Below are 621 nucleotides of genomic sequence, written 5' to 3'. Positions count from 1 at the left end.
GACCTGATCGTGGGCACCGAAGAGGAGTTCCACATCGCGGGCGGCTCCACCAACACGGTCGAGGCGCTGCGCACGGTGCGCGGGAACTCGAAGGCGACCTTGGTGTGCAAGCGGGGCGCTTTGGGCGCGGTGGCGTTCGAGGGCGCGGTGCCGGACAGTCTGGACGATGGCCAGAGCGGCGAGGGCTTCCCGATTGAAGTGTTCAATGTTTTGGGCGCGGGGGACGGGTTCTTCTCGGGGCTTTTGAAGGGCTGGATGGAAGATGCCGGTTGGCCGACCACGCTGAAGTACGCCAATGCCTGCGGGGCCTTTGCGGTGAGCCGTCATGGCTGCACGCCGGCCTATCCCTCGCTGACCGAGCTGGAGTTTTTCCTGAAGCGCGGCGTTAAGCAGAAGGATCTGCGCAACGATCCGGAACTGGAGCAGATCCACTGGTCCACCACGCGCCACACCCGCAATGCGGGGGACTGGTCGTCGATGCGGGTGTTTGCCTTCGACCACCGCCTGCAGCTGGAGGAGATGGACGGGTATACCCTGGCCAAGGGCGGCGCGTTCAAGGAACTGTGCATGAAGGCCGCGACCCAAGTGCAAGATGGCCGCGATGGCTACGGCATTCTGTGC

At 64.6% G+C, this 621-nt stretch carries 1 protein-coding gene; it reads left to right on the top strand.

What is annotated here, in order from left to right:
- Positions 1-621: PfkB family carbohydrate kinase (locus HJ536_RS20690; RefSeq protein WP_177159279.1), on the top strand; the 621-nt coding region annotated here is incomplete at both ends.

Source organism: Donghicola mangrovi (assembly GCF_013377535.1).
Lineage (GTDB): Bacteria > Pseudomonadota > Alphaproteobacteria > Rhodobacterales > Rhodobacteraceae > Donghicola > Donghicola mangrovi.
Note: the sequence above shows the minus strand (reverse complement) of the source record. Positions and strands in the feature narration are given on the sequence as shown.